The organism is Lactovum miscens (assembly GCF_014202895.1).
In the GTDB taxonomy this organism is placed as follows: Bacteria; Bacillota; Bacilli; order Lactobacillales; family Streptococcaceae; genus Lactovum; species Lactovum miscens.
In genome coordinates this window covers 74,121-93,033 of sequence record NZ_JACHHV010000004.1, presented here as the reverse complement: position 1 = coordinate 93,033, position 18,913 = coordinate 74,121, and the positions used below count along the sequence as shown (strand labels likewise).

19 protein-coding genes and 1 tRNA gene are annotated in these 18,913 nt (G+C 36.2%); 3 read left to right on the top strand and 17 right to left on the bottom strand.

The window, feature by feature from the left end:
* Positions 1-177: 177 nt before the first annotated feature.
* The 8 genes from HNQ37_RS02040 to HNQ37_RS02005 all read right to left on the bottom strand — a co-directional run bounded on the left by HNQ37_RS02040 (position 178) and on the right by HNQ37_RS02005 (position 6,985).
* A tRNA-Arg gene (locus HNQ37_RS02040) sits at positions 178-251 on the bottom strand.
* Between the two features lie 31 nt (positions 252-282).
* Positions 283-1,617: an LCP family protein gene (locus HNQ37_RS02035; RefSeq protein ID WP_183538830.1), complete on the bottom strand. Its 1,335-nt coding sequence runs from the start codon at positions 1,615-1,617 to the stop codon at positions 283-285.
* A 107-nt stretch (positions 1,618-1,724) separates the two neighbouring features.
* Entirely contained in the window at positions 1,725-2,378 is a 654-nt protein-coding gene (gene phoU / locus HNQ37_RS02030; protein WP_183538828.1) for a phosphate signaling complex protein PhoU, read from the bottom strand.
* A gap of 107 nt (positions 2,379-2,485) precedes the next feature.
* The gene (gene pstB / locus HNQ37_RS02025; protein WP_246415559.1) at positions 2,486-3,241 is read right to left on the bottom strand and encodes a phosphate ABC transporter ATP-binding protein PstB; all 756 of its coding nucleotides are present in this window, start codon (positions 3,239-3,241) and stop codon (positions 2,486-2,488) included.
* Between the two features lie 40 nt (positions 3,242-3,281).
* On the bottom strand, positions 3,282-4,082 hold the full coding sequence (pstB, locus tag HNQ37_RS02020; RefSeq protein WP_183538825.1) for a phosphate ABC transporter ATP-binding protein PstB: 801 nt from the start codon (positions 4,080-4,082) through the stop codon (positions 3,282-3,284).
* Positions 4,083-4,097: 15 nt separating this feature from the next.
* Complete coding sequence (gene pstA, locus HNQ37_RS02015) at positions 4,098-4,991, bottom strand: phosphate ABC transporter permease PstA (protein ID WP_183538822.1); 894 nt, start codon at positions 4,989-4,991, stop codon at positions 4,098-4,100.
* 9 nt (positions 4,992-5,000) lie between these two features.
* Positions 5,001-5,927 carry a phosphate ABC transporter permease subunit PstC gene (gene pstC / locus HNQ37_RS02010; RefSeq protein ID WP_183538820.1) on the bottom strand — a complete coding sequence of 309 codons (927 nt, stop codon included), beginning with the start codon at positions 5,925-5,927 and terminating at the stop codon, positions 5,001-5,003.
* Positions 5,928-6,058: 131 nt separating this feature from the next.
* A complete protein-coding gene (locus HNQ37_RS02005) occupies positions 6,059-6,985 on the bottom strand; it encodes a phosphate ABC transporter substrate-binding protein (RefSeq protein ID WP_183538818.1) in 927 nt (308 codons plus the stop codon).
* A 171-nt stretch (positions 6,986-7,156) separates the two neighbouring features.
* Here HNQ37_RS02005 and HNQ37_RS02000 point away from each other — a divergent pair, with 171 nt between their 5' ends.
* Both HNQ37_RS02000 and HNQ37_RS01995 read left to right on the top strand, forming a co-directional pair.
* A complete protein-coding gene (locus HNQ37_RS02000; RefSeq protein WP_183538816.1) occupies positions 7,157-7,834 on the top strand; it encodes a response regulator transcription factor in 678 nt (225 codons plus the stop codon).
* 70 nt (positions 7,835-7,904) lie between these two features.
* Positions 7,905-9,257: an ATP-binding protein gene (locus HNQ37_RS01995; protein WP_183538814.1), complete on the top strand. Its 1,353-nt coding sequence runs from the start codon at positions 7,905-7,907 to the stop codon at positions 9,255-9,257.
* 170 nt (positions 9,258-9,427) lie between these two features.
* On the opposite strand, the gene smpB is transcribed toward HNQ37_RS01995, so the two are convergent.
* From smpB to HNQ37_RS01950, 9 genes are all read right to left on the bottom strand, one after another.
* Positions 9,428-9,898 carry an SsrA-binding protein SmpB gene (smpB, locus tag HNQ37_RS01990; protein ID WP_183538843.1) on the bottom strand — a complete coding sequence of 157 codons (471 nt, stop codon included), beginning with the start codon at positions 9,896-9,898 and terminating at the stop codon, positions 9,428-9,430.
* Positions 9,891-12,239 carry a ribonuclease R gene (gene rnr, locus HNQ37_RS01985; protein ID WP_183538812.1) on the bottom strand — a complete coding sequence of 783 codons (2,349 nt, stop codon included), beginning with the start codon at positions 12,237-12,239 and terminating at the stop codon, positions 9,891-9,893. The genes smpB and rnr overlap by 8 nt, the downstream gene beginning before the upstream one ends.
* Positions 12,240-12,300: 61 nt before the next feature.
* Positions 12,301-12,543 (bottom strand): preprotein translocase subunit SecG, encoded by a 243-nt coding sequence (secG, locus tag HNQ37_RS01980; RefSeq protein WP_183538841.1) that lies wholly within the window; start codon positions 12,541-12,543, stop codon positions 12,301-12,303.
* A 151-nt stretch (positions 12,544-12,694) separates the two neighbouring features.
* Positions 12,695-13,606 carry a thioredoxin-disulfide reductase gene (gene trxB, locus HNQ37_RS01975; protein WP_183538810.1) on the bottom strand — a complete coding sequence of 304 codons (912 nt, stop codon included), beginning with the start codon at positions 13,604-13,606 and terminating at the stop codon, positions 12,695-12,697.
* Positions 13,607-13,719: 113 nt separating this feature from the next.
* On the bottom strand, positions 13,720-13,953 hold the full coding sequence (locus HNQ37_RS01970) for a DUF4059 family protein (protein ID WP_183538808.1): 234 nt from the start codon (positions 13,951-13,953) through the stop codon (positions 13,720-13,722).
* Positions 13,950-14,693 (bottom strand): amino acid ABC transporter ATP-binding protein, encoded by a 744-nt coding sequence (locus tag HNQ37_RS01965; protein WP_183538806.1) that lies wholly within the window; start codon positions 14,691-14,693, stop codon positions 13,950-13,952. The genes HNQ37_RS01970 and HNQ37_RS01965 overlap by 4 nt, the downstream gene beginning before the upstream one ends.
* Positions 14,690-15,571, bottom strand: a complete 882-nt coding sequence (locus HNQ37_RS01960; RefSeq protein ID WP_183538804.1) for an amino acid ABC transporter permease — start codon at positions 15,569-15,571, stop codon at positions 14,690-14,692. Before HNQ37_RS01960 ends, HNQ37_RS01965 begins: the two co-directional genes overlap by 4 nt.
* An 8-nt stretch (positions 15,572-15,579) precedes the next feature.
* Positions 15,580-16,428 carry a transporter substrate-binding domain-containing protein gene (locus tag HNQ37_RS01955; RefSeq protein WP_183538802.1) on the bottom strand — a complete coding sequence of 283 codons (849 nt, stop codon included), beginning with the start codon at positions 16,426-16,428 and terminating at the stop codon, positions 15,580-15,582.
* 804 nt (positions 16,429-17,232) lie between these two features.
* Complete coding sequence (locus HNQ37_RS01950; RefSeq protein ID WP_183538800.1) at positions 17,233-18,273, bottom strand: LysM peptidoglycan-binding domain-containing protein; 1,041 nt, start codon at positions 18,271-18,273, stop codon at positions 17,233-17,235.
* Positions 18,274-18,367: 94 nt separating this feature from the next.
* On the opposite strand from HNQ37_RS01950, the gene HNQ37_RS01945 reads away from it, so the two are divergent.
* Positions 18,368-18,913, top strand: a 546-nt coding sequence (locus HNQ37_RS01945; protein ID WP_246415553.1) for an MBL fold metallo-hydrolase, incomplete at its 3' end; no start/stop codon positions are given.

Sequence of the window (18,913 nt, the reverse complement as noted above, 5' to 3'; positions counted from 1 at the left end):
TTTTCTACTTTTTGTTCTTGCAAACTCAAGTATAAGAGATTCAGGTGTTTTTTTCTTGCTTCAGGTGGCTAAACTAATTTTACAATTTGCCAAATTTTTATAAAAATAAAAAACGTTGTTATATCAACGCTTTCAGTACTTTGTAATACTTTACAAAACTGTGTAAAGTATTTAAAATGACTCGGGCGGGATTCGAACCCGCGACAACTCGCTTAGAAGGCGAGTGCTCTATCCAGCTGAGCTACCAAGCCATAGGAGGGTTTCCCCTCAAATTTTTTAATATTAACTTCCAGAACTTGTGGTTTGATCAGATGAGGAACTTGAGCTCGAACCAGTTGAACCACTTACACTCACAGCACTTCCACTTGTAGAAACATAGGTATCAGAATTTGCAGAAGTAATTGGCACAAAAGTCCCATCAGAGTTGACACCTTCTACACTTGTTTTACCATTCTCAGTAATAGAAACCGAGGGTAAGAAATAACTCGCAGGTTCTTCCCCAAAATAATTATCATAAGTGATGACATTTGGATCAACCTCTGTAATAGTCTGCTGCCCTATTGACCTTAACATCGCATTCTGAACAGCCAACAGGGTTTGTGAAGGAGTAAATTGATACGATGCCCCATTGACCATATCGCCGACACCTTGGTACTGAATTGATTCAATCCTCTTAAAACAATCCTTATATCCAATAAGGTTTTGTAAATTAGAAGTATTAACCTGTATGTTTGTCTTGATATCTCCAGAAATGTCATTCAAAAACTTTTGATATTGAGAAACATTTTTCATATCAACCAACTTTTTCATCAATGCCATTATAACTTCACGCTGATGAGCAATACGACCATAATCCCCGTTTGTCAGAGTATGTCGATCGCGAGCAAAGACTAAGGCTTGATCGCCGTTAATATGTTGCGACTTTCCTTCACCTATGTATGGAACGTAGGCAGTATAGGCTGGCTCAGTATCAGAGATATAAATCGCTCCGCTCGCCACATTTTCACCCGTCACGGGAAGAGTAATTGTATCCCCTGCGGAAGTACCTTGTAAAATATCTGAGCCTTGACTATCATTGACAATATCTATTCCACCAACATCATTGATGAGGTTTACTAAACCATTCATATTGATTGCAATGAAGTTATCAAGATTTATTCCCGATTGTGCACCCACTGTTTTCATCGCCCAGCTGGCAGCACCTTCAATGTTGTTAGCATTATATCCATAAGGATAAGAGGAATTAATCTTCTCAGATGACATAATATTTCCATCAGAATCTAAAATATTAGTCATAGTATCCCGCTCAATTGAAAACATAGTTGAAGTTTTCGTTGTTGGGTTCATAGTCAAAACAATCATTGAGTCAGAGTTACCTTGCCAACTCGTGTCACCACCACGGCTAGCATCCCCTGTATCAACTCCCATAAGAAGTAATGTCAACGGCTTTGTTGCTTTAATTGCCACTTGTGTCTTTCCTACTTGAGTATAGGTTGTTTTAAGAGTTGAGGTCGTGCTATTCCAAATTGTGGAGGCATAAACAATCACCGTACCAGCTAATAACATGACCAAGCCAAAAAACATTAACAAGGATTTAACCCAAAGTTTCATTTTCATATTATCTCAAAACTTTTTGAACTAATCAAGTGAAACAATATATATTTCGTTTTAACCATAAAATTAAGCAAAGCAAAACTTAACTTTGTTTAAACTAACAACTCCTATTATAACTCTATAAGTTCCCCAGTTTTAAGATAAACAACCCACTCACAAACGTTTTTGGCAAAGTCACCGACACGTTCAAGATGCATAAGAGTTAGTATATAATCTTTACCCATTTCAATGTTATCTTGTTGTTCTTGCATGGAAATTAATACTGATTTCTCGATTTCATCTGCAAGAAGATCAATTTCTAAATCCTTTTTGGCAATTTCTCGTGCTCTATCTGCATCACCTTGTATATAGGCATTAAGAGAGGCATCTAAGATCATCTTTGCTTTCTCTCCTAGTATTGAGATCTTTTGCTCAACGCCAAGTAACGGTGAATCCTCAGGGATATTTTTGAGCGCTTTAGCAATTGAAGCCGCATGGTCTCCCACACGCTCTAAGTCGCTAGATGCCTTAAGAACTGTAATAATTGTTCTTAAATCACCAGATACAGGTTGTTGTAAGGCAATCATTTCAAAAGATTTTGTCTCGAGACTAATTTCTTCAGCATTGATCTCGGAATCACCTTCAATAATTTCTTCAGCCAAATCATAATCTCGACTTACGAAGGCTCGAACAGCACGATTAAGCTGTGAAGAAACTTGAGTTCCCATTGAATAAAATTGATTGTGGAGTTTATTTAATTCTTCTTCAAAATTTGTACGTAACATAAGTTATCCTTTACATGATTTATTTTCAATACTTTACGGAATTAGCAACTACAGGAGCTGAATTGGTTGTTACATTTAGAAACATACCAAAACAATAAAGTATTTTATTACCCAAACTTACCAGAAACATAATCTGATGTTTCTTTTTCTCTTGGATTCAAGAAAATTGAGCTTGTTTTTTCATACTCAATTAACTTACCCATAAGCATAAAAGCTGTACGATCTGAAATCCGACTTGCTTGTTGCATGTTGTGAGTTACCATGATGATCGTATACTCTTTCTTCAGTTCGAGTAAGACTTCTTCTATCTTTCCTGAAGAAATAGGATCAAGAGCTGAAGTGGCTTCATCAAGAAGCAAAATATCTGGATTAACTGCTAAAACACGAGCGATACAAACACGCTGCTGCTGTCCACCTGAAAGACCTAGCGCTGACTTATGTAAGTCATCTTTCACTTCATCCCAAATATTTGATGCTTTCAATGAGGTTTCTACTGCTTCATCAAGAATAGCCTTATTGCGAACTCCTTTTAAACGTAAACCATAAACCACATTTTCATAAATTGAGAAGGGAAATGGGTTAGGTTGTTGAAAAACCATACCAATTTCTTTTCGGAGATCTACAGTATCAGTGTTTGCACCATAAATATTCTCATTCTTATAGGAAATTCCACCCGTAATTTTAACACTTGAAATCAAATCATTCATACGGTTGATTGAACGCAAAAGAGTTGATTTACCGCAACCAGAAGGACCAATAAGAGCCGTGATTTCATTCTTATAAAATGACATGTTGATATCAAAAAGAGCCTGTTTTTCTCCATAAAAGAGAGAAAGCTTATTTACCGTCATAATTGGGCTCATAGTTTCAAGCAATTTCTCTTCTTTCATTACTTCTGCCATATTAACCAAACCTTCCTGAGACATAATCTTCTGTTGACTTACAAGTTGGATTTGTGAAAATCTTTAAAGTTTCGTCATATTCAATTACATCACCTGTGTAGAAAAAGGCAGTATAATCACTGATACGACTTGCTTGTTGCATGTTGTGAGTCACGATAATAATTGAATAATCTTTTTTTAATTCTTGCATTGTTTCTTCAATTTGCATTGTGCTAATTGGATCCAATGCTGATGCTGGCTCATCCATAAGAATAATATCAGGTTTGACTGAGAGAGCACGAGCAATACATAGTCGTTGCGCTTGACCCCCAGATATAGCCAAAGCCGACCTTTGAAGTTCATCCTTCACTTGATCCCAAAGAGCAGCTTGCTTCAAGGACGTCTCAACAATTTCATCAAGTTCAGCCTTTTTTCGGATACCTGCTTGACGGTGAGGAAAAGCAATATTTTCATAAATTGATTTTGCAAATGGATTTGGGCGTTGAAATACCATACCGATTCGTCGGCGCACCTCATAGACATTTACATTTTTTGCATTAATATCCACACCTTCATACATGATTTCACCAGTTACTCGAGCAGTATCAATTGTATCATTCATACGATTAAGTGAACGAAGATAAGTTGATTTACCGCAACCTGAAGGGCCAATTAGTGCAGTAATCTTGTTTTTTTGAAACTGCATATCAATACCATTTATTGCTTCTTTTGTTCCATAAAAGACATGTAAATCATTTGTGTAAAGAGCATTATTATTCTCAAAGTTAATAAGATGGCGCTCATTCCAGTTATAATCTGCCATATTTTAGAACCTTTCTTATTCTGCTGATGTTAATTTTTTGTGAATTGCATTTCCAATGAACCGAGCACCAAAATTGAAGACCAAAACAAAGATGATTAACACGGCCCCCGCTCCGGCTGAGATTGCTGATCCATCTGGAAGTGGAGTTTCAGAGTTGATTGCCCATATATGAACAGCTAAGCTTTCAGCAGTACGGAAAAGACCAATAGGACTATTATTAGAAAGAAAGTTCCAGTTTGACCAATTCAATGGCATAATACTTGAAGAACCAGCTGTATAAATTAAAGCCGCTGCTTCACCAAATACACGGCCGGCTGACAAAATTATACCTGTTACAATACCTGGGATTGCCTCTGGAATCACAACATGGATAACAGTCTCCCACCGCGAAAGACCAAGAGCAAGGCCGCCTTCACGTTGGATTTGCTCGACTGAGTGAAGAGATTGTTCAACGTTACGTGTCATCAAAGGAAGATTGAAGACAGTCAAAGCCAAAGCACCCGCAATTACAGAGTAGCCAATTTTTAACTCTTGAACAAACAAAATCATACCGAAGAGACCAACGACGATTGAAGGAAGTGAACTCAATATTTCAATTGCTGTCCGGACAATATTTGTCAATGCAGACTTTTGATTTGCATACTCTGAAAGATAAATACCAGCTCCTAGCGATATCGGGAAACTAATCAGAAGAGTCAGGATCAAAAGATAAAATGAGTTCCAAAGCTGATTTGCAATGCCCCCACCAATGCCAAAAGTTTTAGAAGGGGTTGTCAAAAATTGCCAAGTAACATGAGGCAGACCACCAACTAAAATATAAAGTAATAAAAAGGCAAGAATTATAACAATGATGGCTGCAATTATATAAAGAATTGTGGTTGCAATTTTATCAGTAGTTTTTGCTTTCACTTTCTCTCCTTATTTGTTTATATTACCCTTGGAAGCGATCCAGCGCATGATCATATTAAAGACCAAGGCCATAATCAATAGCAAGAGTGCAAGTGTCCACAATGAGTTAAGAGAAATACCTGGAGTTGCATTACCCATTTGTGAAGTAAGGACAGATGTTAAGGTTGAAGCAGGTTTGGTCAAGCTGGTAGGCATAACCAACGCACCACCAATCACCATTTGGACTGCTAAGGCTTCTCCGAAAGCACGAGCCATGCCAAAAATAACGGCAGTCAAAATACCCGGTGTCGCAGCTCTTAACAGTACACGCCAAATTGTTTGCCAACGCGTTGCTCCCAATCCAAGTGATGCTTCCTTGTAAAACCCGGGAACAGAACGTAAGGCATCAACGGTCATTGAGGTTACAGTCGGAAGTATCATAACAAAAAGCACAAAGACGCCTGCCAAGATACCATAACCTGATCCACCAAAAGCTTTACGAATAAATGGAACAACCACAACAAGACCAATAAATCCATAGACAACAGAAGGAATACCAACTAAAAGTTCAATAACAGGTTGTAAGATACGACGACCATATTTTGGAGAAATTTCCGTCATGAAAATTCCTGCTCCAATAGCAACTGGAGCCGCGATAAGGGCTGACATAAGTGTTACTATTAGTGAGCCTGTAAACATTGGAAGAGCTCCAACAAGGGGTTTTCCGTCCGGTGACATCTGAATTGGATTCCATGTTTGACCGGCTAAAAAGTCTAATGGGTTAACTTTGTTTTCAAAGAATGTTAATAAACCTTTTTGTGCCACAAAAAAAAGAATTGCAACGACAACGATGATGATAATAATCATCGCAATAATAGTTATAGTTTTCCCAAAAATTTCACGACGTGAATTTTTATTAGAACTCAGAAGCTGAGATTTCACATCATTTTTATCCATTAATACCTCCAATATTTGTTGACTAATTTTTATTAAGGATCTGTATTAATTATACCTTAAATAGAAAAGAAAGCATATAGTTAATCTTGCACTATATGCTTTTTAATTCTTACAAACAAATGTTTTGAATATTATTTAGCTGTCCAAGTTCCGTCAACTGTGCGTGAACCTTTCATAGCTGCAATTTCAATATAACCTTGAGCTTTCAAATCTTTGGTATCATTTTTTACAGCCTTGATAAGTGCAGTTGTAGCTTCATCAGGAGTAGTTGAAGTGTACATATGCTCATAGCCCCAGATTTTCCAAGAATTATCGATTACGTTGTCGTTTGTTGGATCAACCGCTTTACTTCCACCTTCAAATGTGATTGGCATTGCCTTGATATTAGTCACACCTTCCAAACCTGAGAAAGCAATATAAGAAATTGCACCTGGAGTTGTGCTAACAGCTTTTGCAGCTGCACCAGTAGCATCTTGAGTTACTTCTGAGGCAAGTTCAGTACCTTTGTTCAAGCCAAAGTTATCGAAGAGAACACGTGTTCCTGAACCAGTAGTACGGCCAATTAAAGTAATTGCTTCACTTGGTCCACCGACGGCACTCCAGTTAGTTGTTTTACCAGAGAAGATATCAATCAACTGTTGTTGAGTCAAAGATTTAACCTTATCCGCAACGTCTTGGTTAACAATTGGTGCAACACCAACTGTTGCAACTTGGTTATCTTTAATTTTAGAGGCATCAATACCTGTTTTTTCTTCAGCGAAAATGTCAGAGTTTCCGATTTGGAATGTGCCATTAGCAACACCAGTGAGACCAGCTCCCGATCCACCAGGTTGAACGTCAATGCTTACATTAGGGTTTTTTGTCATGAATTCTTGAGAAACTGTGGTTACAAGTGGTTGTAACGCAGTAGATCCCCCAGCAACAATTTTACCTGAAAGCGACGCTGAGCTTGAAGCCTTTGTACTTGAGCTTGAAGATGTTGCATTGTTTGAAGAACATGCAGCAAGTGTCAAAAGAGCAGCTCCTGCTACCATGCTTAGTACTAATTTCTTTTTCATTTTTAGATTTTCTCCATATAATAGGTTTGCAATTTGCAAGATTTACTTACAAGATAATTGTATCATTTACTCTAACTTAAAAAAGTAAATAACTAGTAAATAAATTGTAAATAATTTGTAAACAACTCTTCTTTTCCTCTAGTAATAGAGCTTTCTGTTAAAATGATATATATGAGAAAAATTTTAATTGCAGATGATGAAAATTCTATTCTAACTCTATTAGAATACCATTTTACAGCTGCTAATTTTGATGTTTTGCTAGCACATGATGGTCAGGAAGCCTTAGATTTAGCCCGAACAGAAAAGTTTGATCTTCTTCTTTTGGATGTTATGATGCCTAAGTTTAGTGGAATTGAATTAATAAAAATTCTCCGAAAAGAAAAAAATTATACACCGATTTTAATATTAACTGCCCGTGACGATGAAGAAATGCGCCTGTCAGGGCTTGATTCTGGAGCAGATGATTATTTGGATAAAACAACTGATATGAAGGAAATTGTGATACGAGCTAAGGGACTGATTCGTCGTGCTCAAGATTATGGTGATAATGGCGTTGAGAATTTTACTTTGCCTGATATTGAAGTCGATTTTCAGAAGAAAACAGTGAAACTTGAAGGTAGTTTTATCGATCTAACCAAACGTGAATTTGATATTTTGGAATACTTGATTAGACGTCAAGGACAAATCGTAAGTCGAGATGCCCTTCTTCAATCATTCTGGGGTGTTTCAAATGCTGATGTTGAAACTCGTACCATTGACGTACTTGTAGGTCGCCTTCGTAAAAAACTTAATAATCGATTTATCAAATCAAAACGTGGTTATGGTTATATCTTTGATGAAAATGCGTAAAAAATACATTATATTCCTATGTCTCTTTTCTTTTCTAATTGGCCTTTTTTTCATCAGTCTGCTACAACAAGTGACTCTGCAAAATGATACCAACCGTACTCGAAATGAGTTAGAGAAAATTATTCAATCAAATCCATTGGTAACTAAAGCCGATTCGATGACTATCTTACCTAAAGATAGCCAAAGTCCTGTTACAAAAGCTATTAAACAAGGTGCTGATTATTCTAGAGAAGTCTCCATTAGCAGTATCACAATAACTGAAGCCAATACAAAAGATGGGAAAGTATTAGAATACGTGTCATTAAAAAGGAATCGAACTAGCATTACTTTTCCTATTCAACTTATCATAGGACTAGATGTAATTTTTTTCTTTATTACTCTATATTTTATTCTTATCAAGAATGAAAAGCCTGAACTTTCTCCTCCTATTGAAATACTTTCAAAAAAGGCAGAAAATAACTTTGCCTTCACTGAATTCTTTCAGTTTCCAATTTTTATTTTTGACAACCACGGAGAGATTAAATTCGCAAATTCTTCCTTTCGAAATGAGTTTTCACCCGACCAAAATATATATCAATTTAGTGAACATATTGACTTTCTTAGCTTCTTGCTAAAAAAAATGTTAAATCCTAGTCTACAAGATAAACTCATACATTTTGAAAAATTAGATGCTGACTACGAGGTAAATTTCCATCCACTACCTGATAATGAACGTTTTATGGTCACTATGAATGATGTGACAGTATATAAGAATGCTGTCAATGCCCAGAAAGAACTTGTTGCCAACATATCGCATGAGCTAAAAACTCCACTAACCTCCATCCATGGCTTTTCGGACTTACTAGAAAATATTCCTGATTTATCCGTTGAAAAACGCCAAGAGTTTGCAAAATTAATTTCTAAAGAAAGCTCACGTCTATTGGACTTGGTTAGCGATATTATTAGTCTTTCAAAGCCTCAGTTATCTGGCATTGAAATGAATTCTGTCCAACCTCAATTAATTATTGAATCTGCGCTTCAAAATTTACAGCAAAGTATTGAACATAAAAAATTGATTATTAAAACAGAACTAGAGGATGTCACCATCTCTAGTAATGAAAAAAGACTTCAAGTCATCCTAAAAAATTTGATTGAGAATGCTATCTTTTATGCTAATATGAATGGGAAAATTACAATTCAGCTTTTCAAAGATAATTATGGTAAGACTATCTTTTCAATAAGCAACACTGGCCCCGGATTGAACAATATTGAAAAGTCTCAAATTTTCGAACGTTTTTATCGTTCAACTAATGCAGGAACTTTTAATCCAAGCGGAACTGGCCTTGGGCTAGCTATTGTGCAAAAAAACCTAAAAGAATTGGGCGGTACAATTGTTGTGGAAAGTCAAGTCGGTCAAGAAACGACCTTTCAAGTCCGACTGTAAAATTAAATGAAATCTAATCAAGATAATTTTTTTACACAGAATAAAGTAACGTAATTAGTTCTAATTATTAGAGCTAATTTTTTTATTTTATTACTTGCATTGCCTTTTGTTGAAGACATTGTTCAAATTGTTTTTGATAAAAGTTTTAATAAAAATTAAAGGAAAAAGAATTATCGGGTTTGATAATTCTTTAATTGACGTTTGACATCTCGATTAAGGTCATTTTGTTTGATGCTTTCGCGTTTATCATAGTCATGCTTTCCTTTTGCCAAGCCCATCAGGACCTTGGCATATCCATTTTTCAAATAAACTTTTAAAGGTATAAAAGTCATCCCCTTGTCTTGCAAAGCTTTTTCAACTTGCTGAATTTGCTTCTTATGCATAAGTAACTTTCGACTACGCATTTCTTCGTGATTATAAATGTTGCCTTGGCTATACTCAGCAATATGTACCCCAGAAAGCCAGACTTCTCCATCTTTAACCCTAGCAAATCCATCACGAACTTGAATTTTACTTTGTCGCACAGATTTAATTTCAGTTCCTGTTAACACAATTCCTGCCTCAATAGTATCGGTTATATTATAGTCATGGCTAGCCTTTTTATTTTGGGCCAAGGGCTTTTCTAGATCACTTTTAGATATTTTTCCCACCTTTATGATTTCCCTTATTTTTTTTTGTAACTTTTTTGTAGAAAGCTTGATTATTTGATAATTTTTTCCCGTCCTTGCCTATTTTATTAGAAATCTTGTATGGATGCTTATCAGATTTCTTGCTTTGATCGGGTTTTTCTTTCCTATTATGAGAATGAGGTCGTTCCATCTTAACATGCTTTTCAAAGACATCAAGATCGGATTTTACATATTCAAAGTCAATTTCGCCTGTAATCTTATCTGCTCGCTTCACTTTGATGCGGATAGCTGAACCAATACGAAGGGTAAGACCTGTTTTTTCAGAGTGTAGGCTGAGTGAACGTTCGTCATAGCGGAGAAATTCCTTTTTAAATGAGTTGACGTGCATAAGACCTTCAATAGTATTTGGTAATTCAATAAAAGCCCCAAAACTAGTAATACTTGATACAATTCCATCAAAATCAGAATCGACAAAGGCCATCATATACTCAGCCTTCTTCATTTTGTCAACTTCACGCTCTGCATCAACAGCACGACGCTCACGATTTGAAGAGTGTGAGGCAATTTCAGAAATTCTTTCTTCCCAAAATTGAATTTTTTTCTCATCCTTGTAACCTGAAGCATCATATTCATCAATTAAACGATGTACAAGGAGATCTGGATAACGACGAATTGGTGAAGTAAAATGAGTATAAAACTCAGCTGCCAATCCAAAATGACCAACTTCCTTTTCGGAATAGCGAGCTTGCTGCATCGACCGAAGCATCAATTTTGATAAGACAAGCTCATAGGGTTGCCCTTTAATTTTGTGAGAAAATGCTTGTAAATCTTTTTGTTCAATATGAGCGGCAGACCCAGGTATAGAAAGTCCAAAACTACTTGCTAAATCAATAAAAGCTTGAACCTTTTCTGCTTTTGGTTCCTCATGAATACGGTAAATGAATGGGATATTCATGCGTGCATAATGTTCAGCCACTGTTTCATTTGCGGCTAACATGAAAGATTCAATCATCCGCTCTGCCACTCCACGTTCACGTTTGACAATCTCTACCGGAAGACCATTATCATCAACTATAATCTTGGCTTCATTTTCAGAAAATTCGAGGGCACCACGATGCATACGCATCTTTTCCAAAATACGGTGCAATTTTACAGCATTGAAAACTGAGTCAGAAATTTTTGAAAATCTTTCAATTGCTTCTTTATCACCTTGAATCATTTTGTTAACATCGTCGTAAGTCATTCTGTAAGTTGTCTTAATCACTGAGTGTACAATACGCTCACGGATAACTTTCCCAGCTTGATCAATTTCCATTATACAAGATTGGACAAGACGATCAACCTGTGGATTCAGTGAACAGATCCCATTTGAAAGTTTTTCAGGTAACATTGGTACGACACGGTCTGTCACATAAACTGATGTTCCCCGTTCTAGTGCCTCTTCATCAAGGGCCGTTCCATATTTTACATAGTGAGAAACATCGGCAATATGAACACCTAACTCATAATTTCCATTTTCGAGAAGCTTAATATGAATGGCATCATCTAAATCTTTGGCATCTGCTCCATCTATTGTATAAGTGATCTCATTTCGTAAATCTTCACGCCCTGCTAATTCATCTGGAGTTATTGTATCTGAAATATTCTTAAGCTCCTGATCGACAGATTCTGTAAACTCGCTCCGAATACCCATATCTTCAAGAACTTCCAAGACATCAATACCCTTATCGTTAGTTGATCCAATAATTTTATTTATCAGGACAACGACCGAATCCGGATGTTCTTCATTTGGGAATTCAATTATCTCAGCCGCCACAACTTGATTTTCAGAAGCCATAAGTCCACGATTGCTCGCCAAAATCTTCCAAGTAAACTTTTTATCTCGACTGGTGATTTCCCCAAAGAAATCTCCTATATCATTAATAGGTTTGAATGTCCCAACAATTCGGTCGTACGCACGCTTAGTCACGGCGACAACCTTACCTTCTGCAGAAGTTCCAGCTAATGTATTACCAACTTTTGTAATTACAATGTTTACTTCATCACCATCCATAGCTGAATCAGTTTGCCCACGAGCAATGAAAACATCTGCTTCATCCCCATCAATTGTCACGAAGCCAAAGCCCGCTCGATTTGCTCGAAAAATCCCAGTTATTTCTGAATCTTGACTATGTATTGCAATAGTCCCAAGATCAGTAAAATCAACTAGTTTCTCTTTTTCCATGCTAGCGATTAGTTTGACTAATTCACGAAAATCATTGGCATTACTTAATCCCAAGTCATCTGCCATTTCACGCATGCTAACGGAAATTTTATTTTTTTCATGTAAATATTTAAGTATCTTTTTTTTCATAATGTGTCTTCTTTTCGGTAAATAATTTTTAAAGATTAAAAATGAGGCTACTCGAGCCCCATTAATTACTTGATAATACTACTAAGGCAAAGCCGATTAGCATCCAAAGTGCAATCATAGTTGCAGTAAAACGCTGCATGATCGCTTCAAATCCACGAGCTTTATGCCGCTCAAAGAGGTCATCTGAACCAGTTGAGCCTGAAAAGAGTCCAGCAGTTCCATCCTGACGGGAAGGTTGAAGTAATATAGCAATCACTATAATGAATGAAAGCACAAGTAGGACAACGAGTAGAGCGTTGTAAATCGATTTCTGCATACTTTGTTATTATATCATACAAGATTAAAATTACAAAGTTTTTTCACGGAACTTCTCAATAAGGTCCAAAAAGAAAGTTCTACTTAAAAAGGTAGGAGGGTCACCCTCTCTACCTCAATTTCAATTTAAAATTTATCATTTACAACTTTACAATGTATTTATAAGCTTCATTGGCAGCTATAGCTCCATCCCCAACTGCTGTAGTAATCTGACGAAGATCTTTTTGACGAACATCTCCAATAGCGTAGATTCCTGGAATATTTGTCTGCATATGATCATCTGTGATAACCCAACCCTCATTATCAGTGATTCCTAAGTTTTTGACAACTTCACTTTGTGGAATTAATCCAACATAAATGAAGACACCTCCAACTTCTTTTGTTGATTCCTCACCTGTTTTAAGATTTTTAATTCTAACTGAACGTACCTTGCGATCATCACCAGAAATTTCTTCAACGGTTGAATCCCAAATAAATTTAATCTTAGGATCTTTAAAAGCACGATCTTGAATAATCTTTTGAGCACGCAATTCCTCACGGCGATGAACAATAGTTACTTCACGACCAAAACGAGCTAGAAACATAGCTTCTTCTACTGCAGAATCACCACCACCAACTACTACGATATCCTGATTTCGAAAGAAAGCAGCATCACACACGGCACAATAAGAAACGCCACGAGCCCCAAATTCTTCTTCTCCAAGAGCCCCAAGTTTGCGGTGGTTAGAGCCAGTTGCAATGATGACAGTTTTTGCTTCATAAGCATCATCTTCGGTGATAACCTTTTTAAAATCACCTAGATTCTCAACGGATTGGACAATACCATAGGCATTTTCAACTCCTAATCCCTCGAGTGGCTCATACATCTTCATTGAGAGCTCTGGTCCCATAATTTTATCATAGCCAGGGTAGTTTTCCACGTCAGCCGTATTATTCATTTGGCCTCCGGGGGCCCCTTGTTCAAGTAAAAGTACCCTCATGTTACTACGAGCCGCATAAAGAGCCGCGGTCATTCCACCAGGGCCAGCTCCGATAATAATAGTATCGTACATTTATAATTTACCTCCAAAATCTAAATCTGATTCAATCCAAGTTAATGGAATTTAGTTTATCAAATTACGTTTACCATTGTAAACTCAGTATAACTTTTTTTGAGCAATATTTCTTAAATGCGGATTGCTCGAATTACAATAAAAAGCGCAACCAATGCAAAACTTACTACTGGAATCGTCAAAAGGTTTAAGATCAAAAGCTCATGGAAAAAACTCGATGCTCTCTCAATTTGCTTACTCTTCTTCCCTGTAAAAAAGAAAAGAGTATAGATGACTGAGCTAATGAGAGCCAAAATAAATGTAGCAACAAATGCTGGAATATAAAATTGTAAAACTAGGGCAATCACACGCCAAACCTCTTATTATTCGATAAAAATTGTTTCAACCGATCCGATTTTGGGTTGTTGAAAATATTTTTTGGGTTTCCAAACTCGACAATTTTCCCCTGATCTAGGAAAAAGACCTTATTGGCTACTTCATAGACAAAATCCATCTCATGACTGACCAAGAGCATCGTCTGTCCTTGATGAGCCGCCTGAATAATTGATTCTTGAACTTCTCCAACTAGCTCTGGATCAAGTGCTGAGGTTGGTTCATCAAGTAAAAGTAATTCAGGTTTCATAGCTAAAGCACGAGCGATTCCTACTCGTTGCTTTTGTCCACCAGATAAAAACTTTGGAAAATAATTCATGCGATCAGCCAAACCAACTTTGATCAATTCATCCCGAGCAATTTTTTCCGCTTCCTCTTTAGAAAGCTTCTTCACTTGTGTCAAGCCTTCCATCACATTTTTCAAGACCGTTCGCCTTTCAAATAAGTTAAATTGCTGGAAGACCATTGCCGTCATCCGCCTAAGCTGCAGTATTTGATCTTTAGTAATTTTTTCAAAATCTACTCTGGTATCCCCAATTTGAAGTTGCCCAGAATCTGCTTCGACTAAATAATTAATTGAACGCAAAAGAGTTGATTTACCTGCCCCTGAAGAGCCAATAATTGCAACGACTTCTTTATCTTGGATCTCAATTGAAATATTATTGAGGACAGTCTCACCATTAAAATTTTTGCTAAGATTTGATATTTTTATCATATTATCCTCGAAATCCTATCAGTGGTTTGATTTTTCTTGGTATCAATCATCTCAATCCTCAAACTCTTTTCCAATCGACGTATCAAAAATTCTAGTATAATGCACATTGCCCAATAAGTCAAAGCTAAAGCAGAATAAGTTTCTAACATACGGAAGTTTGACCCGCCGATAATCTGAGCTTCTGCAGTCATTTCTACAAAAGATACAACGAAGGCAAGTGAGGTTCCTTTAAGAAGACCAATCAAGGCGTTGCCAAGTGGGGCTGTAGCAACAACTGCAGCCTCTTTCAAAGTTACACGCATGAAAACCTGAAAGCTTGTCATCCCTAAAGACTTAGCCGCTTCAATTTGCCCTTGATCTACGGATTCAATCGCCGCTCGTATAGTTTCTGAACCATAAGCAGCTTCATTCAATGAAAAAGCCAAAGCTGCATAGAATAATGCGGGAATCGAATTAACATTCAAATTTGTGCCATAATTTAAATTTATTGCCTGAAGGATCAAAGGAATTCCCGTATAGGTTAAAATTAATTGAACATAAATGGGGGTGCCTCGAACAAAACTCACAAAAAGTCCACGTAATTCGTTTAAAACTGGGATTTTATTTATCTTAATCAGTGCTAGAAATAAACCTAACAATAAACCAAATACAGCAGAGATACTTGTCACAATCAAGGTTTCAGGAATCTTAGGAATCACGTAAGTAAAAGCCGAAGTAAACGCTGAGAACTTAAAAACTTTACTGAAGAACATCTGCCAAAAATGACCAAAACTATATTTTCCCGGTAAAATTATAAATGGAAAAATGATTACTAAAAGACTGGCAATTAAGACGCCAATTCCAATAAAGTATGGAGTTTTTGAGTTTTTTTTCTTCATAAGTCCTGTTAATTAAATTTTGAAGCTGCGGGTACGAAATTTCCACCTAAGTATTTTTGAGATATTTTTTTCAAAGTTCCATTCTTTTGAAGTTGCTTAAGAACCTTATTCACATCCTTTTGGATTTTCTTTCCTTCAGCAGTCTTTGCAAAGATGAAGTACTCATATCCGTCGTGTGTAGGATCAGCTGCGGTTGCGCCAATGTTCTCAACCTTAAGCTGACTTTCCATGCCCATATCTTTGATTGTTTGTTTTAATGAAATTGCATCGTAGAAAGTAAAGCCGATCTTACCTGAAACTGTATCGGTCAATCTATTTGAAAATGGTGTTTGCCCTGAAACATATTGGATATCAATTTTCTTTGTTGGGTTTGCTGTGTTGTAATCATTCAATATTTTTGAATAATTTGAAGCTGAGTTAACTTCAGTTGACTTTCCAGCCAGATCAGCCAATGTCTTATAAGTCGATGCATTTTTCTTCACAGCAATGGCATTGTTTGATTTAGAGAGGGGGCTTGAAAAGTAATATTTTTGGTCTCTTTCTGCTGTCCAACCAAAGTCATTTGCCCCAACTTGAAATCGACCTGAGTCAATTCCAGGAACAATAGTCGCAAAGTCAACCACTTGGAATTTAATATTATATTGGGGAAGCTTTTTGAAAACGGCCCTAGCAACTTCAATATCATAACCAGTGGTTTTATTCCCTGAAGTATAATCAAAAGGTTTTGTTGAACCATCTGTCGCAATCACTATAGAAGTTTTTTTGGCGGCAGCATTAGCCGGATTTGGAATAAGCGCAAGTGTTGAAAGCCCCACAAGAGCAATAATTGAGGCAGTAGTAATTTTTTTGATTTGCATATTTTTTCTCCTAATTATATCAATTTTATATATTTTCAGTTAAAATCCATTTATAAATAAAAAAATCCGTTTCTGCAACCAGAAACGGATTGATTAGTATCATTATCCATTATTTAGCCTTCGCAGAAATCAACATCGAAAAAGAGCCCGTGCACAGCACACACAATTGCAAGTCATATTCATTTTTTCTGACATTTGTTTTTTCATTTTCATGCTATTCTAGCTTAATCAAGTATGAATGTCAATTGTTTAAGATTACAAAGTATTAAAATTCATTCAATTTTGATGTGCCCCTCAAAAATTTGACTTTTAAGGCAAGATAGATCTTTTGTTTTGTTATTTTAGTAAATAAAACACTATTGAACAAGACTTACCCAACGTCTTATTTATTAATTAGTTTGCTTTTTTAATATTCAGCCCAAATAAAACTTTATTTCTAAAAAGTCAAAGTGACAGTTACACATTAATAATGAGACACTCACATCATTTTCATTTTTGAAGTTTCGAGAATAAACTCAATTTTTAGCACTTATTTGAAATTTATAATTTCCTTTGAACTGCGTGTTCGAACCTGTCTACTTATTAATTGAATTTAAAAGTAAATTAAAGATATTTAATATTTTAAGTCAAAAGTGTAATTTCTACTTTTTTGAATCTTTAAAATGTTTTAGGCTTGAGCCATTTAAATATTTGATATAATAAAATTCCCCATAATTTGGATATTTAGTCCAGATTATGGGAAGCCCTGCTATTTTAAAGCCATCTTTAGATGGTTACTATCTTCTATATAATATAGTCTTTCTTTTATAAATTTAATATTTGTCCAACTGCTAGTGCGTTGGCATCAGGAAGACCATTTAAAGAAACCAAATCTTGGACTGAGAGCCCAAAGTTATTTGCTATTGCTGAAATAGTATCGCCTGACTGAACCTTATAGCTTCTGGCTGATTGATTATTTGAATTAGTTTGTGAAGCTTCTGTTAATTGCAGTATCTGACCAACCTGTAAAGTTGCTTCTTCCGAAATACCATTCAAATCTGCTAAAGCTGAAACTGTTGTACCACTATTGAGAGCAATTAGCCAAAGATTATCTCCTTCTTGAACCTTGTAAGTCCCCTCTGCAGAGAATGACTCAGATGTAAGACTTGGTTCTGACGACTTGACTGAAAGGATCTGTCCGATTTGTAAGATGGAATCAGTATTTAAATTATTTAAGGTCTCTAAGTCCGACACAGTCATCCCACTTGAAGTTGCAATTGACCACAGGCTATCTCCTGGCAGAACACTGTATTGGTCAACAGACGTTGACACTGTTGCTTGAGTGGTATAATTTCCGTTATCAAACGCCGTTAAATCATAAGTCTGTATAATTGAATCTAAAATATTTTCATAGTTAGGATCAGTTGCGTAAACTCCTTGAAGCGCTGCTAGAGCATCTTGATAAGAGCTTGTATTAGCACGCAAAGTTCCAGGATAATAATTTGCCAAAAGTTGACCTTGCGCATCAAATGATTCCTCTTCTGAGCTATAGACTTGAAAGGGTTGAGTTATCGCTTTAGCTTCACCATTCAAATATTCTGTTGTTGGTAAATCAATACTTTCGCCATTAGTCCATTTAATACCAAAATAATTGTTATAATCACTCGCCAGTAAGCTTTGACCTGAATTTGACTCAAGGAGTGCCTGCGCAATCATGACAGACGGATAAAGCCCATAATGATTTGCCACTGGAACAGCAATCTGTGCAAAATCGGATACAGTAGAAGCCCTTGCGGTCACTCCTCCAATTCCAGCGGTTGCAACGGTCATGGCTGCACTAAACATTATCTTTTTTATTTTTGACATTTCCCCTCCTAATCTAACTAAAACTGTTTTTGCGTTAATTATAGCATAAGATTTTTATGAATTTACTACATTACAAAAATGTTAAAATAATAACATGAAACTGCAAACTTTTGTTAACAAAATTGCCACAGAAAACACTTATTTACTTACTTCTGCTGATGATGAGGGACAACAGCTTCTAATTGATCCTGGTTCTGATTTAGCTTACCTACCTAGTTTAAATCGTCTATCATCGGTTTTACTAACACACGCACATTTTGATCATATTTGGGGTCTTGAAGCAGTTTTGAGAATTTATCCACATCTTTCAATTTACTTAGCAGAAACTGAGAAAGACTGGACACATTTTCCAAAATTTAATGCTTCAACTTTACTAATGGGCCAAGGAATTTTAAGTCCTGATGCGACTGATTTTTATGATTTTACAAAAAAATATCAATTGGCTGGATTTGAATTTGAAGTAAGAAGTACTCCAGGGCATTCAATCGGTGGAGTATCTCTCATCTTTCCAAAAGAAAAGAAAGTCTTCACAGGTGATATACTTTTCAAAAACACCATCGGCCGAACAGACTTACCGACTGGTAATTATGATCTTCTGATAAAGTCTGTCAAAACCGAACTTTTTAGCTTGCCAGATGAT